Source organism: Nocardia sp. NBC_01388 (assembly GCF_045040085.1).
Taxonomy (GTDB): domain Bacteria; phylum Actinomycetota; class Actinomycetes; order Mycobacteriales; family Mycobacteriaceae; genus Nocardia.
Genome location: NZ_CP109553.1, coordinates 5,548,777 through 5,569,122 on the forward strand (window position 1 = coordinate 5,548,777; position 20,346 = coordinate 5,569,122).

Consider the following 20,346-nt stretch of genomic DNA (forward strand, 5'->3'; position numbering starts at 1 on the left):
GCTGAGCGGCAGCCTCATCGCGCATCTTGAACTCCGCCGCCGTGCCCCCATCAGTCCGGGTCGATATCCGCCGAATTCAGAATGCGACCGCCAGGTCGCAGCGTCATCCGGTAGGCCGTCGATTATTGACCAGTCGGCAGGGTGTCGCGAACGGTCAAGGCATCCTGCGTGGACAGCGTCGGGCCGGGGACCAACTGGCCGACGATCTCCCAAGGAGCCAGGCGCGGCGTCGCGCCCAATCCGAGAATCTGTGCGGTAGCGAGATCCGGTATGCCATAACGAATTCCGTTGTCAGCGATGTAGAAGAGATTTTCGCGGCGCTGGCTGCCCGGTTCGATTCCGGTGGTGCGGACGAATTCACCGGTGGACGGTGGTACGAAGACCGCGTCGACCCGGTCCCCGGTCGGGCCATCCGCGGTCGCCAGCGCAACCGGCGTCTGTGCATCCCGGAGCGGCAAGCGTGTGCCGACCAGCAACTGGACCGATGCTCGGTCGGCAGGCCCCTCGGTGGCATCCGCCTGCGCGTTTCCAGCAGCGCTGTTCTTCGACCAGGTAATGCAGGCGATCGGGTCATCCTCCGCGGTAATGATCTTCGGTACGACATTCGGAAAATCGTCGACCGGCAGGGAATGCACTACTGGAATTCCGGACAACATATCCGGCGTCACGGACCTCATGTCGTCCATGTTCTGGGAATTGGCATTGCGGATCATCTGCGCGGTGAACAACGAAACAGGCTGCACGCCATCAGCCAGTACGACATACATAGTGGACCGATCCGACCCGTTCGATGCCGCCAACCGAATGACACCACCCACCGGCACACCGCTCAGGCGTCCAGGACCGGCATCACCGGCATGCGGGATCGTGGGAACGGCCAACGGCGGCACTTTGATCGCCGCGTCCACCAGATCCGTCGAAGCTGGTCGGGGTCGTTTACCCGTCAGATCCAGCGATTGCATGATGACATCGCTCTGCATGCTGAACTCGGCGCGCTTGCCGTCGTAGATCAGGTAGGTGTGGTCGATCCCCTTCCCGTCAACCTTGTGAGCGAACACGGCCGAACTCTGATCGGCTGCTTCGATCCGGTCACTGAGCCCGAGCCCACCGGAGATGATCGTGGTGACCGCGCCCGTCGACGATGCTGCCCCACCGGATGCGGACAACTGCACCGCATCACACAATGTCCATTGAGCTCGGTCGCCCTGTCCGGTCCCGGGCAAAGCTGCTGGTGCACCGGGAATTCCGCGGAGTGGTCCGCGTGGCACGGAGCTGAGCTTGCTGTCCTTGACCGATTGCGGAGTTTCACTGGTACCCGTGATCAACCGCGCCGATGCGAGATTCAGCGCCGGGTACAGGATCATCTTGCTCTTGTCGTTCTTGTCCCGGACCACCGCATAGAGCGCACCGCTGTCCTTGCCCATCACAATGTTCGCATTGCCGATCGACCCCTGGGGACGGATGAACGCCATGATGGCGGCGCCCGCCACCACCAGCACCGCCAGCACCGCACCCGAGATCAACGACCGGAACTGTGCGCGCATCGGGTCGTGCAGCATACGCACATCCCGGCGGATCAAGGCATGGTCGAGCCGCCGTAGCAGGAAACGGTACCCATTGACCTGGGCACGCGTAGTCAACTGTGCTGGCACGAATCCTCCATCAATCCAACGAACACCGGCAGATCGCGACAGCTATCCGCTGTCGCGCGCGTACTTCTCCCCAACGCCGATCCGCCTCAGGTGTGCAGAATGCCACGGACGCCGCTCACGGCAGCCACCTACCCCCGGGCAAGGCTTCGATCAGCGATGAAATGGCCTGCGCGATACGGTGATCGGTGCCCGGCGTCAACGTTGCCCACAATTGCTGATCCGAGGCCATCGCGGGAGCAGCCACAATCCGGCCACGCGCGGTGTCGTACACCACAACCGCCCCTGGTGATCGTTCAGTCGCGCCATCGGTGTAGGCGTAGGCCACCACCTCAGCGTGGGCATGGCAGGACGCGAGCGCGAGTCCGTAAGCGGTGGCATCGATTTCCGGCGCGCCGAGGCGATATAGAGCATTCGAGAATCCCCCGGACGTCATCGCCTCGTCGAGGCTCTCACTCAGCCGAGCCGATAGCGCACTGAACGGAGCCACCTGGGCAGACGCACATGTCCCCAGTGCATCGAGAATCGGCCGGGCCAGCGAGTCACCCGATCCGTCGACCCAGATCGAGTGGACATCGAGGTCGTCGCCACGACGGATAGCCACGACATGACTCTCACCACGACGAGCGATACACAGCCTTACCAGCCCACTCGCTGTAGCGGCGCGCAGTGCGATCTCGCGATCGGGCTGCGCCAGAACATGCAGCGCACCAGCGACTTCAGGATCGACGTCGCCGCTGGCATCAAGGACCTTGCCCGCTATCAGTTCGTTGCGCGCTCGCTCCTGTGCACGTGAGAGTTCATGGTACGAGTCCTGTCCAGGGCCAACCGAAAGCACCAAAGGTAAAGTCTGCACGCCTAGTTGCCTGGCGAGTGCAACCAGACCGTCATTGGTCATGGTCGTCATAACGGTCTGCCTGACGTTCCGCCGGGTTCCGCTACACGGACCGATCGAACTCCGCTTCCGCCCTGGGTCATCGCTAGCCCCTCGATCTAGTCTGAACAGGGACAAGTACTGGCACCTGACCCAGAGTGCCGCCCGCTCGCGCGCATCGGCGAGCGAACGGGCGGCCGCCCTTTGTCGTTCAGATCTGGTCAGACCCTGCCGCCGCCGAAGGCGCCGGCGACGCCGCCATCGGCGTTCTGCGCGTTGGTGAGTGCGTTCGCCACCGCTGTAGACATGTACTTGAGCTTACCGATGGCGGTCTGCGGGCTGGTGTCCTCCTCGCTACCGAACTCGCCGTCCCACTTGCTCTTCGTGGCGGCGAAGGCCGAGTAGCCCTCGTTACCCTCCCACGCGACGGACAGCGTCTTGGCAGCGGACTGCAGCGTTGACGCCTGCTGTGTCAACTGCTTGTGCAGAGTGTCGAGGTCTTGGGAGAGCTGAGTGAGGATCGCGGGATCGTATTTCATGTGATTCCTTTCGAAGACCGTGTTTGCTGCTGTCAGTGCAGGTTGGTGAAGAAGTCTTTGTTATCGGCTTCCATGGACTGGTAGCCCCTGTTGCCTTCGCCGACCTCGGTGGTGATGTCGTTGAGGATGGACTTCAGACGGTGGGACTCGTCTTCCCAGCTGCTGGCAGCCACTCCACAGGCGTCCGCAGCGTCACCGCCCCAGCCACCCTTGGAGTGGCCGATGGCTTCCGTCACCTTGTTGATGGTCACGTGGATGGCGTTGACGGCATCCACCATGTCATCGGCGGCCTGCTTCGCGCCGATCGCCTCGAAATTGATCGTCATTGTCGAAACCTTTCACTTCTGATGTCGCAGTGATTGTCTTCAGTTCGCGCTCGAGTAGATTTCGAACAGTCGGCTCACGGGTTATGCGCGAGCCAATGCACCCACCTCCCCCAAGGCGATGTTTCGATCAGATCGGAGATCGCGGAAGCGGACCGAAGATCGAAGTCAGGCGCGCAACAACCATCTGCGTCTGAACCCAGGGTCGGGTCGGCGATAGTCGTCACGATGGCATCTCCTCGCGCACAGTAGAATCGACAGACTTCGCGCCTTCGACTCCGGTGCTGGACGCGTTGAACGCAATGTCAGGCACACGCTGGGCATTGGGGTCTACACCACCGAGCACTGCCGGTGCGACCTGCATGCCCGAGGTCAAGCCGAGATCCGTGTCGCCGGTCGGCATCCCGGCCAGACCGGGGCGCACGGTGTGCTCTTCGTCGCTCGATCCGGAGGCGCCCGGAGCGCCGGCGCCCATTGGCATAGAGGAAGACTGGTGCGCCGTAACCGGTTGCGCCACAACTATTTCCGACGTCGTCCCGGCGGTCTGGATATTGCTGCTGGCCCGGAAGGCGGTCGGCACGAATGGGATGTCGATCGGCCCCAACGAAGGTTCAGGCAGGACGCCGGGCGACTCTGCTGTGGTGGCATCGCCAGATTCTGCGGGCGGCGAGTTCTGGTCACCGATATTCATTCCCGCGGTAATCTGCGGGGGCGCTTGATGTTCCCACGGAGTCGCCAAACCCTCCGTCGCGCCTTCGTAGGTGCGCATTACCCGCGCCGCCACGGCCTTTGCCTCGTCGGCATCGGAATCTGCCATTGCGAGTTTGGCGAGCATGGGCGCGCCGATCGCGGTACCCAGCTGCTCCAGCGTTTCCCGCAACTGCTTGATCCGCTCGACGTCACCGGCGTCCGGCATTGCCAATCGCGCGATTTCATATGCGGCAGCGTGTGCTTCGGCTTGTGCCGCATTGGTTGCCGCTTCCGCCGCAGCAGAAGCCAGCCAATCCCGCAGGGCGCGGATGCGTTCGATGAACGCCTTGCTGTTCACCGATTCCCAAGCACTGTCGAGGGTTTCGAGTATGCGTTCGTAATCCAGTGCGGCAGCGCCGAAACCCGCGCTGAGGCGCGCCCAGGCAACACCGGCCTCGGCGGCGGGCACTGCGCCCGCCCCCGCCACCAGGTCTCGGGCCAGCTGCTCGGGCGGTCTGGCTTCCCAGACAGTCCCGGTGAAGCCAGGTTTCGTCGCTTCCAGCATCGAATACTGTCCGATCAGACCGTCGGCAACGCGAAGCCGAGCGCGCTCTGCTCCTCGACCTGACCGAACTGGCTGACCTGTGCACGCAATGCGGCAGCCAGCTTGCGGACCTCGTCGACACCGGCGTCACCGGATGTCCGGAACGAAGCGGCGACCGAGGTCAGCGTCTGCGCTGCGCGCACGGAGACCTCGTCCGCACCTGCGGGAGCGACATCGAGCTTCGGCTGCTCGACCGTCATTCCGCCGGAGATCCGGTCGGCCAGCGCCTCGAGCTGCGCGGCAGTCTGCAATGCGGTCGTCGCGTCGAAACGCACGCCCGCGAATTCGTTGGTGCTCATACCAATCCTCCTCTAACCCCTGATCTCAGAGCGTGAGCGCTTTGTCCGGTGGCTCGTCGACGGCCTCGACCGCGCCGACCACCGGTATGGAAACGCCTTCGATAACGCCGACCACTTCGTCGCCGTGTGCGCCGGTGACCAGAGCGGTACGCTCACCGCTCGATTCTTCGTCTCCGCTTTTGTTCGCCAGACCCGCACCCGAGGACATGCCGGGCATGCTCGTGGTGGAGCGAGACTGAACAGGTTCGGTTTGAGCTCCTGCGCGCGAGATCGGCGAACCCGAACCGAGCCCCTCAGCAGTCGGAAGCTTTGCTCCGGACGAAGGATTCAGCGGATTCGATCCCAGCCCCGCCCCCATCGGCATGCCGTTCGGAATCCCCCCGCCGCCCCCGCCGGTCGAATCATCCGTCTTCACGGTGGTGGTGTCGAGCGGTTTTCCGTCGGTCGTCTTATCGGTGTTGGTTGTGGTGGTCTTATTGGCTGTCGTGGACGTATCGGTATTGGTGTTCGATGTGGTCAGGGCGCTGACGAGCTGCTGACCGGCCGTGCCGACGCTGCTCAGCGCGGACGAGCTGGAAGACACCACCTCGCTGCCCTTTTCGGCAACCTTCTCGACAGCCGTCGAACCGACGCTCAGGAACGGCTGGACCGCCTGGGTGACCTGGTTCGCCAGATTGGCGAGATCCCCCACATTGGGCGCGCCGGTGATCGGGATCTTCATTCCGGCCGAGACCACCTGGGCGGTATTCACCGTCAGCTCGCCCCGGGTTCGGGCAGCGATGACGCCGGCGTCGGTGATCGCATTCGTTGCCAGAGTGATCAGGAACGGGATGCCCGGCGGGGAGAACAAGAAGACACCGCCGGCGATCACCGAGCTGATGAATCCCGAAATGACCCCGCTGATTTCGGCATAACCCTCCGCGACCACCCGTTCGGCCTCCAGCAGGATCATCTTCAGCTGATCGCCCTGCGCAACGACCTTCGGAGCGTCGGACTCGACCGCATTGCTCTTGTTCTGCGCCGCATTCGCCGCATCACCCTGCCAGCTGCTCGAAACCGCGCTCGTCGCTTGCTTACTGGTGTCCACCGCCGAGGTGAGCGCCTTCGCGACCGAGGAGAAGATCGAGATGAGCTCGGTGCCCATGCTCGCGGCGCCGGTGCCGAAGGCAGACAGCAGACTGATCACCGGCTGGATGAGCGTCGACAGATCGATCGTCGGCAGCGTCGGCATCTGCAGCCCGGACAGATCAGGCAGGCTGATCGCGGGAAGCTGCGGCAATTGCGGCAGTCCCAGTCCGCTGATCACATCCGATACCGGCGTATCCACCAGCGCCCCAACCGGACTGGTACGCAGCACGTCCAGAACGGTGGGGTTCGGTGTCGCGGTTACCGAGCCGACAGATTCACTCACAGGGCGCTGAGGAAGTTTGTCGCTGATGCCAGTTCACTGGTGGAGTACGCGCCGACCGCCGCGAGTGCACTGACCGCGGTTTCCCCGTGCACGGCAGCGATTTCCGCTGCCGATGAGAGATAGGATCCCTGCGCGCCGGCGAAGGCCAGCAGGAAATCCTGCGCGATCAGCCCGAACATCGGGATTGCCGAAGCCATGGCACCGGCCGAGTCCGCCGCGGCTGCCCCTGCGACCTGCGCCGCAATCCCCGCATGTGTGGTGCCGTACTCCAAGATGGGTCCGAAGTCCGCCTTCACGTAATCAGCCATGGCTGGTCCCTCCCAGGTGCATCGATCTTGACAGATATTACAAGCACGAAATTGGTTGTGCCAGAGCACATGACGCAAACTCTGGTTCAAGATTGCGTTAACAGACCGGCTTAACCGGACATCTCCTCATTGAACCGATCGACCACTTCAGCCCGCCGCGTGAACGCCGCCCGCGCGGCCGCAGCCGCCGTCGCCACCACGACCCGTTCGAATTCCTCCGGAGACATCCGCGACACAGCATGGCTGAACTGCAGATCCTGTAGTGCCCCGTTCCCGTCGACCTCGGCCATCACAGCGCCGTCCTCGGACGTCTCCCGCCCCCGAACCGCCGCCATCTGCTCCGCCAGATCCTGAAACCTGTACAGCTGCCGCTTGACCCGATCCTCGAGCTCATCCATAGACCCGACCACGTGTCCCCCTCCCTACACAGTCCGGAGCCAGCTCTGCGGCTCCGTATCGTAGTCCTGCTCCTCAAGCATTTCTTGTCGAGCGACATCAGCCTCAGTAGGCAAACCGGTGGCTGCCAATGCAGCCGCACTCATCCCCGCAGCTTCCATCTGCTTCCGCCGCGCCAATCCCGCCCGAGCAGCAGCCCGCTGACACAGCCGCAGCAGTTCTCCAGCCAACTGCGATGGATCTCGATGCAGCTCAGCCTGATCAACCTTCACGGCGAGGGGCAGACCTTGCTCAGTGGTCTTCACTCGAATCGCCCCGGAAGGCGTCGCCGCCCCAACCGAAGCCCATTCCTGTTCGGCCGTGCCGAAAGCCCCCGCCCCAGTGTCTGCCATCAGTAGCTCCCTCCCCAATGATCGCTACGCGTAGGGATACCACATGAGCATCATCTCGCGCCAATATCTATTGAGCTTGCGTACCCGCAGAAGCCCCCAGTCTGCATCGCCCTCGTTCATCAGCACCAGTAGACTGCGGGCCATCAAGTCGTCGGGGTGGCGCTGCATCGGAGCGCCAAGCGGAGGGAGGGGGCTTCGTGGCTGTCACGGATCCGTTCAATGGTTTTTCCGGATCGGTATATAGCGGAGCCTTGACCATCAAGGTCGATAAGGGCGCCCTAGCAAAAGCGGCAGGACATGCTTCGGATGCCGAATTTGCCATACAGACGGTTATATCGAGATGGCAGAATTACGGTAGCGGAATTGAGGCGCCGCCGTACACAGGATTCGGCGAGCTCAAATCCGGAAAAGCGATGACTGATCTTTTTGTAAAGCTTCAAAATTCGCTTCTGGACGAGCTGCGGACGCAGGTAAACGTTCTCAATGAGATCGGCTACGCATTCATGCACGCAGCGCAAACCTACGACGCATCCGAAGAAGAAACTCGCGCAGCGTTCAATGATTTATCGTCGCACAATAGCATCCCGGATTGGGAGAAGAATTCGGCGCCGAACCCGCTGGACGATCTGAAGATCACCGCGGGAGGCGACGAGAACGGGATCAACATCAGTTTCAGTTCATCAGCGCCTGTAGACAAATGGGATATGGGCTCGAACGATGATCGATCAAATAATAAAATCGGTTCCGACCATACAAAGAAATTTAATTCGACGCATTCCGCCCAGCCGGGCGGGCACGGCGCCGACACGGATCTACAAAACAGCCTCGAAGAGACTCAGTACATCAAGCGGGCAGATATCGAGACCCTGCGGGACAAACTCAACCCCGCAACGCTGTATTACGACTCCCGCGAATGGAGCTTCTGCGCCAATGTGCTCTCTTCTGGATACACGGATTTTATTCAAAATATCAAAGATATGAATAAGCAGGACATGTGGGTAGGACCTGCCGCAAACTCCACAATCGCTGCACTCGATAATTACAAGAATCAAGTCAGCTCACTGATCGAATCCATGCTGTATGTCAACGAACTCCTGGTTTATTCCTCAGGGTGGGTCGAGACGACTCAATCCTATGCCAAGGATGCATTGGACTCGTATCCGAAATCGAAGGACGACCTGAAATTACTGACGTCTTTCCGGCCGGTTTTCCAGCTTGCGTACCACGATCCATGGCAGCAGACACTTTCAGCGGTTCCTACGCTGCCCAGCCCTGAAAATATCGTGAATCCGCTGACGCCGATCGCTGCCGGGCCTGGCCCTGGCCCCGGCCCAGGGCCAGGGCCAGGGCCCAGCAACCTGGGAGGCGGAGGCGGCGCACCCGACAACAAAGGCGGGGGAAGCAATCCCGGCGACTCACCGGGCACCCCAGGCACGCCTGCGATTCCCGCGGACACCCCACCAACCGATGGGACGCCTGCCAATGATCAACCGAATAACAACAACCCGAACAACAACAACAACCCGGCGTCGACTACCAGCACCAACGACTCGACGCTTTCAACGTTGATCTCCGCAGGGTCCTCAGCGTTGCAGACCCTGATCCAGCAGGGTTCGACTGTGCTCGAGCAGGGACTGACTGCACTGACCACAGCGACGACCAAAGACAAGACGACCACCACCAGCGACCAAGATCAGTCGCAGCTCCAGTCCGAGCTTCAGTCGCAACTGAGCTCGCTGTTGCAATCGCAAGGCGCAGGTCTCCCCTCCGGAGACTCTCCGAACGGCGGTTCTCCCGGCGGAGGCTCCCCAGCAGGGACTGGGCTGAAGTCGGATGGACTCCAGGACAAGGCGCAGTCACGCCTCTTCCCCAGAGCCACCGTTGCCGTCGACAAGGAAGCCGAGTCGACAGTTGTCAGCCGAGCCGGCTTGGCCTCGACCTCCGCGTCCACTTCTTCAACCGGCTCATCGGGTGGAATGAGCCCGGGAGCTGCCGGCGCGGGCGGAGCACAGGGCCAGAGCAAAGAATACAAGCGCGCCAGCTATCTCAATTCCACTGAAAATCTCGAGGAAGTCGTGGGAGAAATTATTTCCGCAGTGGTTCCGGTCGCGGAGAAATGATTCCGATGTGGAAATTTACCGACACAGAATTCTGGACACTTTGGCGCGATCGGACAGAAGAATTTCTCCCGGAACCCCTCTTCTACACGTCCCGCATCGAGTCCCACGTAATGCACAACGAGGAAATGGCTCGCATTCGAGCGAGTTTGCCGGAGATTACCCGTTCGGACTTTCGTGAGGTTCTCGACTGTATTCAAGTGCCCGATATTCGTATCGAGGTGCGCGGCTGGAACGGCAAGAATGAGCTCGAGGCCAAAGGCCGCCTGTCACTACTCGCAGCACGACGGGGAAGTCGAGGTGTGCTGGTATCACAAGAGCCCGGGGAAACACTGATTCATGCAGCAGGATTCACAGTGGAAGAGTGTGACGCCATAGCGCTGGCAACTGCCGTTGTGAATTCTCTGCCCACCGCAGAGCGCGGGCAGAGAGAAGACTTCTCCTTACCGATCGCCGATAGCCGGGTTCAACTCGACTATGATTTCGGCAAATCTCCGGTCAGCGATGACACAAATAAGTCGGCTTACACCACTTCAGCATCTTTCATGTCGGCCCCCGCCGTGCGCATCGGGACTATCGAAATCATCCAGGGCCGGTCAGTTTATGGTCCTCGCGGCATTACTCGGCACCATATCGAATGGCGCGATATCGAAGGTGACGGTCGATACACGATCAGCGATGAAAACCCGCGCAGGGTAACATCGATGGATGCGAAAAGGCTCACCATCCTGATAAATACGAAAATCGCAGCGGTTGTGAGCGCGATCAAGGACGAGCGGTGATTTCGACGGATTCTACGGGCGCCGCAGCGCGGACAAAAGAGAAGGTGGATTGCTGTGGCGATTCAGGAGTAGACCAGACTTGGATGAGCTCGAAGCTCGACGAGAGTGGATACCGAGGAAAGTGTGAGTCAGAATAATTCGACTGCAGAATCGCCGGATGTCGGGTTTCGATTGACCGGGCAAGCTGCTGCGCCTGCATCTGAAATCGGATCCACTCTTCATCGAAATGGCGATTCGGGTCAATCGACAGCACAGGACAATTTAGCCGAGCAAGTCGCCGAGGAGCTGCTCACGCTGCTGCCGGAGGGGTGGGATCGGCTGGATGCGGCGGTCGCCATGACCGTCAGTGACGAGACAGCCCAGGTGATCGTGTCGGACGGACAGCACGCGGCGCCGGTGCCGCTGTCGGCGCGAATGGTGAAGCTACTGCGGGAGCTTCGGCATGAGTCGGCCGGGTCGGCCAGCGGTCCCTGGTGGCGGTTTCTGGCTTCGGTCACCCGGGCCGGTTCGGCGCAGATCGAATATGACTATGGCACAGAGCCTTTCCCTGATCACCAACTGTTTCCGCCACAGGCGTACCGTGCGGATCTCCAGACATATCCGCGGCCGAGACTTCCGGTGTGGCTGGCGGCCTACGTAGGCCATGCTGACCGGCAGGTCCGGACGCCCAGCATTGCCGCGCAGGCTGGAGCTGATGATGGCGCATCCGCGCCACAGGTCGAAATCGACCTTCCCCCGCTGCCTTTGATGTGGGCACGCTGGGCAACGATTGCCGCCGCCTTCGTAGCAGCGGACTCACCGTTGGGGCCGAGAATCACGGCGGCGTTCGGCTGGTTCGAAGGAACGTCACGGAGCGGGTCCACCCTGCATCTGCTTCCACAGGGACGTGCGGTCCTCTCTGGCGGACTATGGAACGATCCAAGGCTCGAAGCCGCGTACAACGGCGGTGTCGCCTTGCCACAGCTGTATCGGGGCGCGCCCGACTGGGTTGCCGATCCCGTGCTGAATCCTCGTGCCGCAAACGGATTGTTGTCGTTTTGCTACTGGTGGGACGGTGCAGAGTGGCATTGCGGTGAGTCACCGGCTGCCACCGCGTTGCGTCCCGCCCTGCCCGGTGTTTGGAGCACTCGGAGCACTGCCGATGTAGTCACCCAACTGAATGAGCGAGTCCCTACAGCTGCGGCAGTGGATTTGGTGACTGCGGCCGAGGGCCGCACTCTGACGCGGTCGTTTGCCGCGCCGATCCTCGGCGGGAACGGAGCGGACACTCATAATGCGTACTTCCAGCTTATGTTGGCCGGGGTCGTCACATCCGAATAGGCGCAAAGCCATTGGGGGTATTGACATCGCCATCGAAACCGCAGGGCGTATATGATCGTCGAGAATTTGCTCCAATGATCTTACCGGGGGGTTGACCATGGCCGAAGTCGTGAAGGTCGAGATTGCGGGGTTGCGTTCGACAGCAACCGGTCTCGACGATGGCGCCAGGTCGCTCGACGCCATCAGGACTGCTCTCGACGCTGCGGCAAAGAGCTACGCGGGCTGCTGGGGCAACGACGAATACGGTGAACGGTTCGCGGACGGCGACAGTGGCTACACAAAGCGCCGACCCGCCCTGGAGGACACGTTCACCGCGATGGTGGCTCAGATGCAGAAGTACTCGGTCGGCCTGAGCGACAGTGCGAACACCCTCGAGCGGGCCGAAGAGAACAACACCGACAGCTTCCGCTAACCGGACGTAAAGGCCTGCATGCGCGGCGCTTGTCGCGGTCGTCTGGTGGGCTGGGGAGGAGAAACATGGCGAACGAGGCCGCCAAGGGGCACTTGGCCGAACTGGTGGAGCTGGTTCAGGGCGGGATGGCATCCATTGCTCGTGCGCAGGAGGAGCGCGCCCGGCTCACCGCGACCGCACATGCCGCGGGCCGCCGAGTCACCATCACAGTGAATGCCGATTGCATCGTCATCAAGACCGAGTTTTCCGATGACATAGACGATCTCACCTACTCCGAGATCGCTGCCGCTGTGACCACCGCCACCCAGGACGCCGCCGCCCAGGTACAGAAGCAGGCGCAGACAATCCAGGAAGCCGCGCTGGAAGAACAGGCGCGTATCCCGGCACTGTCGGAGTTCTTCCCCGCCATGCCGGACATTAAGGCCATGATGCCCACGCCACCAAAGGTTTCCACTGCGCCCCCTGGCTCACCAGAGCGCATCGCACCGGAAATGGAAGAGCCCGTGCGCTTTACAAATGTCGAGGAGTGGGATCACGATAAGCCCACCCGATCCACAATCGCCGCCCCGGAATGGTGAGCTAGCGACGCGCGGGCCGGCGCATGGGTTGGACGACGGCGGTTGGGGACTTCTTCCCCGGCTGGCTGATGACGGGACTCAACTTCGGGATGGCTTACCCGAAGGGCGACCAGGACGAACTGTTCGCGCTCGGTGATGCCTGGAAACATGCGGCGGCCGAGCTCGAAAAACTCGAGCCGACGCTCAAAGGCATTACCGACCAGGTTCCGAAACACTACGTCGGCGATGGTGCGACCGCTGCGACTGCCGCATTCGCCACCTTCTTCGACGGTGAGCACTCGATCCCGAAACTGATCGAAGGCATGCAAGCCCTCGGTCATGACGCGCGTTCCACCGCAACGGAAATCGAGTTCGCGAAGATTCAGTCGGAGATCTTCGCGGTCATGACGTTGTGGACGGTCACGTCACTGATGTCGTCCTTGGTCGGGTCGACTGCCGTCCCCGCGTATCTTCTGGCGGCGCGCGGGGTCCTCGCCAAATTCGCCGCAGAGGTCGCCGACCGAATCAGCGCGATCATGTTGGAATCAGGTCTGAAAGAACTAGCGGCGCCACTGGTTCGCGAAGTCATTGTTCCACTCGGTGAGCGAGTCGCTCCGCTGGGCGAAAAGCTCACTGCGGCCGGTGAAAAGCTGGCGGCCGGTGGCAACAAGTGGCGGGCGCTGAATCAAACCATCGCCGATAGCGGACCGCTGGTCCGCTACCCCGTCGCAGCTCTCAAGGGCGGCATGATGGGCGCCGGGCTCGACGCCGGCTCTCAGGTCGTCCAGATCATGGAGAATCATCGCGACGACGGCTTCAATCTGAAACAGACCTTTCAGACGGCCATTCAGTGGGGCGCGGGCGGCGCACTCGGCGGGCCGGGGCACGACATCATGACCAAACTTCTGAAGGATCAGAAGCAGCTTCCGAAATGGCTGGGTGGAACTCTCACAGGAGGCGTCGGCGGGCTGGCCGGCGCGGGCGGTATGTACGGCGCGGGCCTCGGCACCCAGCTCTACGACAATAAAGGCGACTGGAACAAGGTCGACAAGAGTTTCAGCCCGCAGCTGCTCATCGGTGGACTGGCGATGGGCACCATGGGTGGCGGTGGACACGGACTGGGGGAACAGAACCGTATAGATCAGGCCGCCAAACTCGAAGCCGATACGAATCAAGCTCCTGTCGAGCCCGCCGCCGTGACCAAAGCCGATAGCCCACAAGCGATAGACGCGCCTCAGAAGCCTTCTGATGAGCAGGTCATCCACCCACAGCCCGGCGATGCCGTTCAACAGGGCGATGGACATCGACCGAATTCTCCTGGGCAGGAGAGTATTCCGAATAATGGCCAGGCGAACGCACCGGAACACCGAGGCGGTCAACCGAATTCGGATAGCCGCAACGGTGCCGGTGACACGAACCGCCCGAGCGCCGAAGCCGCGAAACCCGCAGATGCCGCTGCCAAACCATCCGACAGCGGGGCACGCCCGGCGGCAGTGAACGATCGCCCAGGCGAGGCACAGGCTCCGAAGGACGGAGCGACCCCGCGCCCTGCAGCCGATAATTCAGCGCGCGTCGCCAACGCCGCGCCCGCCGATCAGAAGGCGAATTTCGTTGCCGGCGCCCAGGACAAGCCCGTGCAGGGACCTGGCGCCCGGGCGCCGGAGGTTCGAGCGCCGGAGGTTCAGGCCGCTGCGCCGAGACCCGAAGCACTCCCGGCTCGCTCCGAAGCCGCCGTTCAGCCGTCGATTGTACGAACCAACGATGTCGTGGCGCCTCGACCGGAAGCGTCGCCCGCGCCGGAGGGCCTGCGGCCCGACCAGAAGAGCGACGACGCGCCGCCCATCCGACCGGCGCCCAGCGACAATGCACCGCGGACCGACCCACCTGCTGACCGAGACCTGAACCAAGCTCGGCCGAACACCGCGACCACGAAACCAGAGACGAATACCCGTACCCCGGACAAGGATTCGAAAGACCCTGCAGCGGACAGCGATCAGCATGACGCCAATCCCGCGTCGGATCAGCCGGTGGCCCCGTTCCCCTACATCGAACCTGCTGAAGGTCCCCGGGCCGCACCGAGCCGAAACATCGAGGACGGCTCTCGCCGCGACAACCAGCCCAGGGCCGCAGCTGACGAGCATTCGGATGAGCGCTCTTCGGAACATCCTCGGAAGTCCGACCCACAGTCGCCTGAGTCCGAGGCCCATCCCGTCGAAGCCCATCCGCACGAGGGTGATTGGTCTCCGCGCCCCGACGATGACTGGTCACGGATGAGTTCCCAGGAGATCTCCGACGAATTGTCCAGACGCTGGGGAGTCGAAACAGTTGGCTTCGACAATCCGAACGTGCAGCCAGAGGTGTTGCGCGAATTCGCCCGCGCTGTCGACGACATGCTGTCTCGCTACCCGGACGTCGATTTGCCCAAAGTCGTCATCGAGCCGATGCCCGAGGAAAATTACGCCGAAGCCGTTGCGTGGGTGAGGCCCGACGGCCGGGTAGATACTGAGAAGCTTGCCCTGAATGAGCTCCACGCCCTCGACCCCGAGACGTTGGCCCACACAATCGCGGATGACGAGGCTAGCGGCCATTTTGTACGCGGCTCCGGCGATCGCCCGATCCATTCGACACTCGTACACGAGTTCGGGCACGCAATCGACTTCGAGAGCCAAGGACGCGCTGGCGATACTGCTGAACAGGCGCTGGAGAACTACTACAAGTCCACCCGTGGTGGAGTGGACGAGGCTGCGTTCGACAAATGGCTCAATCAGCTCAGCGATTACAGCTTCCATGAGGATGGCAAGTTCGATGCCGCCGAAGCGCTGGCCGAGGCGTTCACCGATGTTGAATACAATGGCGAAGGCGCGACCGAACCGGCCAAGGTCTTGTACTGGCATCTTCTGGACAGCGCCAACCAACACAGCACCGCCCCGAACGGGTTCACTCATCTCCCAGAAGACAGAATCGCTCGACCGAACGGCCCGGACGCATCAGCACATAATGCGGGCGAGCCAAATCACCCCGAAACTGCTGCTCCCGCTGCGAAACTGACGGCGGAGTTGCACCAGGGGTTCGACGACCTCCGCGGCAACGTCCTGAAGATCATTGAGGCTCATAACGATCCGGCAAGATCCGATGAGCTATCGGAGCTGCGTGAGGAATTCGCGAACCGGGTCGACGACCTCGGCCTAGGCGATCCTGATATCTGGCAAAAGTTCGTCGAACACGACTCCGGAATGGCCGAATACCTCGCCAACTACGGCGACGAGTTGCTCCCTCCAGCCGAGGAAGCACCCGCGCACGTGGAAACACACAGCCCGGCCGAGACCGAGACACCGCATCCGGACGAAGCGAAATCCGAGAGCCCCGCACCCGAGCAATCCGCAGACGAATCCGGGCACCACCCCGATCTGGATCCGCAGTCGACTCCGCACCCGAAGGACACTCTCCAACAGATCCGGGAGCGCATCAACGATATCTTCGCGGCCTCCCACGATCCCGCGCGCGCATCCGAATTGCCTGAACTGCGCGCCAGAATCGGCGAACTCTTCGACGAGTTCGGCCTGCGCGACCTGGAGACCGGGGCCACCGCGTGGCAGTCGTTCAAAGATCGCGATGCCACGCTCGCTCAGTACATAGAGCAAAACTACAAGCATCTGCTACCTCGCCCGGAAGATCTTGCCGAATCTCATGTAGAGCCGCACTCAAAGCCGTCGGAACACGAGTCGGCCGAAGAGCAGCACAACGAACACCCGAAGGACGAACCGCACCCCGACACCCCGGATACGCAGCTGCACAACGAGATTCCCGAAGCCGAACCTGCGACGGAGCCTACCGCCGACGAGCAGGGCGCCCTGCACCGCTACACCGATCCGGACGCGGACGTCTACAGCGATTTGAACAACCGTCTCCGCAACGGGCTCGAACTCAGCCCGGAACAGCACAGGCTTGTCTCCGATATGGTGTCGGGACTCGAGAAAATGCCGACTTACGACGGAACCGTCTGGCGTGGTACGCATCTCAGTAAAGAGGAGATCGCCCGCTACATCGAGGGAGAGACGGTCCCGGAGTCTTCGTTCACCAGCACTTCGCGTGATCCGCGGCGAATCTTCACCAGCAATGTCGAATTCATCATCCACTCGGAAACCGGCCGCGATATCAGCGCCCTCTCCGCGCGGCCGGGCGAGAAGGAGGTGCTGTTCAAGCCTGGCACCAACTTCGAGGTGCGCGGCGTGGTCAGGGACCCGGACGCGGGGCTGTTCGGTGTCACCCGGATCTACCTGTACGAGTCGGCCGAACCTGCCCCGATCCACGAAACACCGGCCGATCACACCGGGCACGAGGGACAGCCGGGCGATCATTCTTCGACTCCGGGTGGCGACGTTCATCCCTCCGAGGAGCTGCCGGTCCGCCACGGTTCCGACCGGACCGCCCTCGGCGACTCCCCCGAAGTCCAGCGCGTGTTCGACAACGTCCGCAACGAGGGCGAACACGACGTCGTAATACACGGCGACCGTTTCGGAAAGCCCACCACCAACGGCAATTTCGAGGTTGATCCACAGCAGGTCGTCGAGGCCATCCGCAGCAATCCCGACTACGTCGAAGGCACTCCCGTCCGCCTGCTCTCATGTCACAGTGGCAATGACATCGGCTGGGCTCAGCACATCGCCAACGAACTCAGCGTCCCGGTGCGTGCGCCGTCGGATCTGGTTGGCGTCCGCGCACTACCCGACTCACCCGCGACCCTCCACAACACTGCCGAATGGAGAACGTTCCAGCCTGCCGAGGCCGACGGCACCACGCCACAGCCCGCTGTCCACAAACCGATCGACCAGCCGGAAGGGCAGCTCCCGAAGTACGAGGAGGATTCCCGCGAGAACTGGGACATCCTCGGCGACGAAAAGACCGGCGATGAAACAACTCCCGCGTCGGATCGGAGCCCTGAAGACAAGCCTGCGACTGAGCCGGCCGAGCCCACATCGGATCCACCCCGCACTTCCGAAGTGCCGAAGCCCCCGATGTCGGAGGAAGAGCTGGCATCCGAGCGCCCGGCGCCGTCCGAAGAACGAGCGCCGGAGCGGTCGAACGACACAACCGAACCGCCACATCCACGCGATATCGATCGACCTGCGATCGAGGAACCACGCCCGGAACAGGGCCCCCGCCAGGATCTTCCAGCCGATGGGCAACCCGCACGGGATGTCGAGCAGCAGCCGCGCCAGGATGAAGCACCGATTCGAAATGACAAAGAGCAGCCTCGAACGACCGAAGGGCTCGAGGCCGAACGTGCGCCGGAGCGGGAACAACAGCCAAACGACAACAAGTCCGAGGCCCTGAACAAACCGGGTCCGGACCCGCAGCAGCAGGAGACCACTCCCGCCGAGCCGCGAGACGAGCCACCCAAGCATCGCAACGAGGTGGATTCGGATCCTACTGCTGCCACGCACCAGCCGACTCCCGAGGAGAACACCCACACCAGGCACGACGACGAAGATGGAATCCCTCGGCCGGTAACCGAGGACGAACTCCTCAACCAGCGCGGTATGCCGGTGGCGAATCAGCGTGCCTTCCAACGGATCTGCGAAGAGTTCAACTACGTCATGGACGTTCGCCCCACCACGCCCAGTGCTGTGCGCTGGCTCGAAGAGGGCGCGATGCCGAAACCTAAGCCCATCAAAGCCAAGTCCATCAATGAGTTCGACGTCTACCTCGGAGCACCCGAGGACAAGATCGGCCTGGTCGGCTTCTTCGAACCGGAAATGCCCGCGAAGGCAGAGGTACCCCCCGAGCTGTGGGACAAAGTCAATTCGCGATACACCGAGCGTCTCAACGAATGGAACCGAGACGGCGAGAAAATGGCGAAGTTCGCCGACAAGAGGGAGTTCTTTGTCGAGGACAAGGTCGTATATGCCTATGACAAGGACACTGGCGAACCTCGGCCGCTGACCGGCGACCACGACCTCTTCGACATCCGAAAGCCCAACGGAGACAGGCTGTCACTCGAGGAGGTCACCGAGGTCACCAACCGCATGATCGACGAGAACATGGGCGTCATGCACGGTCCGCATCGTTATTGGCCGGAGATGGATCCGCCGGTCAACGAGGATATCTACCAAAAGATCGTCAACAGCCACGGCCCCGGCGGCGAACCGCTTATTCGATTCAGCCCGGACGCGGGCCCGATACTGATCGACTCTTCGATCCCGGTCCCGCATACCGTCGACAACGCCACCCAGCCGGAAATCGATGCGCCCGCCGAACTTCCGCACGATACAAGCCTCGAACCGACCAATGCACCATCCGAGCACGACAAGCCGTTCACCCTGCCCGAGGACAGCAGTGCGCCGCTGACACCCGATGCGAAGCAAACATCGGCACCCGAGGCCGAGCAGCACCAGGAACATGTCCAGCCCAACTCCGAAGAAGCGCCGGCTGTCGACGAGCCGGCCCACTCACCGACGGAGATCGAGTCTGGCGACCACACCCATCCCGGCAAAGAAACCGAGGCGGGCGCCTCCTTCCACCCCGACGACGAAGTCCTCTCCAACCTCGCCGACCAAGTCCCCAAAGACCCCGACCACTTCACTGCCGACGTCCACATCGACGAAAATGGCAACGCCCGCATAGGTGACCGCACCTACACCCCCGAAGAATTCGGCGACCTCCTGCACCACAACGGCTGGGACGGCGAAACCCCCATCCGCCTCATCGGCTGTGACGCAGCAACCAACGGCTTCGCCGCGCGCCTGGCCGCCCACCTCGACGTAGATGTCCTGGCCCCCACCAAACCCGCATGGACCGACCACCAAGGCCGCCTCTACACCAGCACCGCAGAATCCCACCCCGACGGCACCCGCCGCCCCCGCATCCCACCCGACGGCGAATGGGAAACCCACCACCCCGACGGCAGCAAAACCACCGCCACCGACGACGGCTTCGCACCAGGCACTCATGACACAGACAAACACGACATCAAACCCAACGAGGCGCGCGACCGCGCCGGGAGTGCAGACGCCAGCGAGCCCAGAGGCGAACCACTGGAACCCCAGCCGCCCTGGCATGGATCGGCGGCCGGTGAAATGAGGCACTACCGGCTGCCCGTGGAAGACATTTCTACGTTGAATCCCGACGAACAGGTCGCTGCACTCAAATATCGAGCCCACGAACTCGCGGATGACGCGCTCAAACCTCCGATGACAGCGGCGGAGGCTGATGCTGCGAACCGATTGAACGTTCCAAAGGGGCAGACCAAAATCAAGGATGGATGTGCTGGAACGCTGCTGCATGACGGCCTTCTGACTGCACATACGAGCATGACAAAATTGGGCAACCATGTGACGCCTGACACCCATCCAGTCATTCAACATCTCCTCGATGAGATCAAGGCGGGCCGCGATGCAGGTCGAATCGATAAGATCGGGATGGGCCACGGTAAGTGTGCCGAGATTGCCCTCATCAGCGACCGGCTGGCGAAGCTGGAAGATAGCGGTGCGAGAATATCGAGCCTAGCCGCCGCCAAGGCATTCCTGGAAGGGGCCCAGATCCATACTCGTACGGTTGGTGAATTGATACAGCGGAGGACTGGTATCGTGCTGCGCCGTCACAATGAGTACATACCTCCCTGCGATACTTGTAAGCATGTCCTTCCCCAGCTCGGGATCGATCCGATCTAGACC

General features: G+C 62.1%; 16 protein-coding genes. 6 read left to right on the forward strand and 10 right to left on the reverse strand.

The annotated features are described in order from the left end of the window. Positions 1-122: 122 nt before the first annotated feature. The 10 genes from eccB to OG716_RS27095 all read right to left on the reverse strand — a co-directional run bounded on the left by eccB (position 123) and on the right by OG716_RS27095 (position 7,485). On the reverse strand, positions 123-1,652 hold the full coding sequence (eccB, locus tag OG716_RS27050; protein ID WP_405133473.1) for a type VII secretion protein EccB: 1,530 nt from the start codon (positions 1,650-1,652) through the stop codon (positions 123-125). 115 nt (positions 1,653-1,767) lie between these two features. After that, a complete protein-coding gene (locus OG716_RS27055; RefSeq protein WP_405133474.1) occupies positions 1,768-2,556 on the reverse strand; it encodes an ESX secretion-associated protein EspG in 789 nt (262 codons plus the stop codon). 188 nt (positions 2,557-2,744) lie between these two features. Further along, on the reverse strand, positions 2,745-3,062 hold the full coding sequence (locus OG716_RS27060) for a WXG100 family type VII secretion target (protein WP_405133475.1): 318 nt from the start codon (positions 3,060-3,062) through the stop codon (positions 2,745-2,747). 32 nt (positions 3,063-3,094) lie between these two features. After that, positions 3,095-3,388, reverse strand: coding sequence for a WXG100 family type VII secretion target (locus OG716_RS27065; RefSeq protein WP_405133476.1), 294 nt, complete (start codon positions 3,386-3,388; stop codon positions 3,095-3,097). 220 nt (positions 3,389-3,608) lie between these two features. Beyond that, a complete protein-coding gene (locus OG716_RS27070) occupies positions 3,609-4,640 on the reverse strand; it encodes a PPE domain-containing protein (RefSeq protein WP_405133477.1) in 1,032 nt (343 codons plus the stop codon). Between the two features lie 14 nt (positions 4,641-4,654). Continuing rightward, the gene (locus OG716_RS27075) at positions 4,655-4,978 is read right to left on the reverse strand and encodes a PE domain-containing protein (protein WP_405133478.1); all 324 of its coding nucleotides are present in this window, start codon (positions 4,976-4,978) and stop codon (positions 4,655-4,657) included. A gap of 25 nt (positions 4,979-5,003) precedes the next feature. Beyond that, on the reverse strand, positions 5,004-6,335 hold the full coding sequence (locus OG716_RS27080) for a hypothetical protein (protein ID WP_405133479.1): 1,332 nt from the start codon (positions 6,333-6,335) through the stop codon (positions 5,004-5,006). A gap of 50 nt (positions 6,336-6,385) precedes the next feature. Beyond that, positions 6,386-6,697 carry a hypothetical protein gene (locus OG716_RS27085; RefSeq protein WP_405133480.1) on the reverse strand — a complete coding sequence of 104 codons (312 nt, stop codon included), beginning with the start codon at positions 6,695-6,697 and terminating at the stop codon, positions 6,386-6,388. Positions 6,698-6,807: 110 nt separating this feature from the next. Beyond that, positions 6,808-7,107: a YbaB/EbfC family nucleoid-associated protein gene (locus tag OG716_RS27090; protein ID WP_405133481.1), complete on the reverse strand. Its 300-nt coding sequence runs from the start codon at positions 7,105-7,107 to the stop codon at positions 6,808-6,810. Between the two features lie 12 nt (positions 7,108-7,119). Beyond that, entirely contained in the window at positions 7,120-7,485 is a 366-nt protein-coding gene (locus OG716_RS27095; protein ID WP_405133482.1) for a hypothetical protein, read from the reverse strand. Positions 7,486-7,682: 197 nt separating this feature from the next. On the opposite strand from OG716_RS27095, the gene OG716_RS27100 reads away from it, so the two are divergent. The 6 genes from OG716_RS27100 to OG716_RS27125 all read left to right on the forward strand — a co-directional run bounded on the left by OG716_RS27100 (position 7,683) and on the right by OG716_RS27125 (position 20,343). Then, a complete protein-coding gene (locus OG716_RS27100) occupies positions 7,683-9,605 on the forward strand; it encodes a hypothetical protein (RefSeq protein WP_405133483.1) in 1,923 nt (640 codons plus the stop codon). Continuing rightward, entirely contained in the window at positions 9,602-10,384 is a 783-nt protein-coding gene (locus OG716_RS27105; protein WP_405133484.1) for an ESX secretion-associated protein EspG, read from the forward strand. Before OG716_RS27100 ends, OG716_RS27105 begins: the two co-directional genes overlap by 4 nt. A 105-nt stretch (positions 10,385-10,489) precedes the next feature. Continuing rightward, complete coding sequence (locus OG716_RS27110) at positions 10,490-11,704, forward strand: hypothetical protein (protein ID WP_405133485.1); 1,215 nt, start codon at positions 10,490-10,492, stop codon at positions 11,702-11,704. A gap of 97 nt (positions 11,705-11,801) precedes the next feature. Continuing rightward, positions 11,802-12,116 (forward strand): hypothetical protein, encoded by a 315-nt coding sequence (locus OG716_RS27115; RefSeq protein ID WP_405133486.1) that lies wholly within the window; start codon positions 11,802-11,804, stop codon positions 12,114-12,116. Between the two features lie 65 nt (positions 12,117-12,181). Continuing rightward, positions 12,182-12,694, forward strand: a complete 513-nt coding sequence (locus tag OG716_RS27120) for a YbaB/EbfC family nucleoid-associated protein (RefSeq protein WP_405133487.1) — start codon at positions 12,182-12,184, stop codon at positions 12,692-12,694. A gap of 23 nt (positions 12,695-12,717) precedes the next feature. After that, a complete protein-coding gene (locus OG716_RS27125) occupies positions 12,718-20,343 on the forward strand; it encodes a YwqJ-related putative deaminase (RefSeq protein ID WP_405133488.1) in 7,626 nt (2,541 codons plus the stop codon). The last annotated feature ends 3 nt before the right edge of the window (positions 20,344-20,346 follow it).

Coding starts and splice junctions, on each gene's coding strand:
- OG716_RS27055 (WP_405133474.1), bottom strand. CDS start 2,556: ATGACGACCATGACCAATGACGGTCTGGTTGCACTCGCCAGGCAACTA.
- OG716_RS27060 (WP_405133475.1), bottom strand. CDS start 3,062: ATGAAATACGATCCCGCGATCCTCACTCAGCTCTCCCAAGACCTCGAC.
- OG716_RS27065 (WP_405133476.1), bottom strand. CDS start 3,388: ATGACGATCAATTTCGAGGCGATCGGCGCGAAGCAGGCCGCCGATGAC.
- OG716_RS27070 (WP_405133477.1), bottom strand. CDS start 4,640: ATGCTGGAAGCGACGAAACCTGGCTTCACCGGGACTGTCTGGGAAGCC.
- OG716_RS27075 (WP_405133478.1), bottom strand. CDS start 4,978: ATGAGCACCAACGAATTCGCGGGCGTGCGTTTCGACGCGACGACCGCA.
- OG716_RS27085 (WP_405133480.1), bottom strand. CDS start 6,697: ATGGCTGATTACGTGAAGGCGGACTTCGGACCCATCTTGGAGTACGGC.
- OG716_RS27095 (WP_405133482.1), bottom strand. CDS start 7,485: ATGGCAGACACTGGGGCGGGGGCTTTCGGCACGGCCGAACAGGAATGG.
- OG716_RS27105 (WP_405133484.1), top strand. CDS start 9,602: ATGATTCCGATGTGGAAATTTACCGACACAGAATTCTGGACACTTTGG.
- OG716_RS27115 (WP_405133486.1), top strand. CDS start 11,802: ATGGCCGAAGTCGTGAAGGTCGAGATTGCGGGGTTGCGTTCGACAGCA.
- OG716_RS27120 (WP_405133487.1), top strand. CDS start 12,182: ATGGCGAACGAGGCCGCCAAGGGGCACTTGGCCGAACTGGTGGAGCTG.
- OG716_RS27125 (WP_405133488.1), top strand. CDS start 12,718: ATGGGTTGGACGACGGCGGTTGGGGACTTCTTCCCCGGCTGGCTGATG.